At 58.0% G+C, this 1,254-nt stretch carries 1 protein-coding gene; it reads left to right on the forward strand.

From position 1 onward, the window contains the following. Window positions 1-455 precede the first annotated feature (455 nt). Window positions 456-1,254: Fic family protein (locus ACESMD_RS10350; protein WP_372612864.1), on the forward strand; the 799-nt coding region annotated here is incomplete at its 3' end.

The following is a 1,254-nucleotide window of genomic DNA, read 5'->3' on the forward strand; positions in this document are numbered from 1 at the left end:
ATACTAGGTCGAATCAATCGGAGGTCACCGTTGCAGTTGACGAGCAAGAGTGGATTTAATGCATAACCAGTCAATCAAGTACGTTCCCGGCCTGGCGGCCGTCCACCGGACGGCTTTCAGCCGCCGCTTATCTCAGCGTTATATCAGCTTCGGCTTAACGGCCGCATTCTGGCCGAATGCTGACAACCTGACGTAGATAATACGGCCCGCTATCGATCTATGTATAACCAATAGTGAGCCATTTCTTCGGCGCTACTGGCTGACAGAGAGGGTCACCTCGACAAAGTGCTCGAGGCCCTGAATGATACCCGCTGGGAGGCGATCTGACATCTCCACGCCATCGACCTGTGGCCACGTCATGTTCAACAGTCGCAATTTTTTCGACACGTTTTCTGGATATATTGATGCCATCGACATACGCTTACGACGTGTCGATTTTTCAGGGAAAAGTGAACATGAGCTGGCGCCCCGATCAACCCTACACAGGTTTGCCGCCGCTACCACCAGCCGAGGAGCTCGAGACGCCTGCCGTGCTGAAGGCCTGTATCCCGGCTCGGGTGGCGCTGGCGGAACTGAAGCAGGCGGGTGAGCTGTTGCCCAATCAGGGGCTGCTTATCAACCTGCTCCCCCTCCTGGAAGCCCGTGACAGTTCCGATATCGAGAACATCGTCACTACCACTGACAGGCTTTTCCAATTTGCCCAGGACGATACCCACGCCGATCCGGCCACCAAGGAGGCTCTGCGATATCGCACTGCGCTGAATAGCGGCTACCGTGAACTGGCCCGGCGGCCATTGTGCACCAACACGGCAGTGGAGATCTGCAGCACCATCAAAGGCGTCGACATGGAGATCCGCCGGGTGCCGGGCATTAACCTGGCCAACCAGGACACCGGCGAGGTGATCTACACCCCACCCATGGGGGAAGCGGCGCTGCGTGATCTGCTGGCGAACTGGGAACGCTATCTCCACGAGGAAGATGGTGTCGATCCCCTGATCAAGATGGCCGTGGCCCACTACCAGTTCGAGGCGATCCACCCCTTCACCGACGGCAACGGGCGCACGGGCAGGGTGCTGAACATTCTCTACCTGATCGAACAACGGCTGTTGTCGCTGCCGATCCTCTACCTCAGTCGCTACATCGTGCTGCATAAGCCCGACTACTATCGCCTGCTGCTGGCCGTGACGCGTGAAGGCCAGTGGCAGGAGTGGTTGCTCTATATGCTCAAGGCCGTGGAGTACACGGCGCGCTGGA

The sequence above is a fragment of the Halomonas sp. genome (assembly GCF_041689495.1).
Classification (GTDB): domain Bacteria; phylum Pseudomonadota; class Gammaproteobacteria; order Pseudomonadales; family Halomonadaceae; genus Halomonas.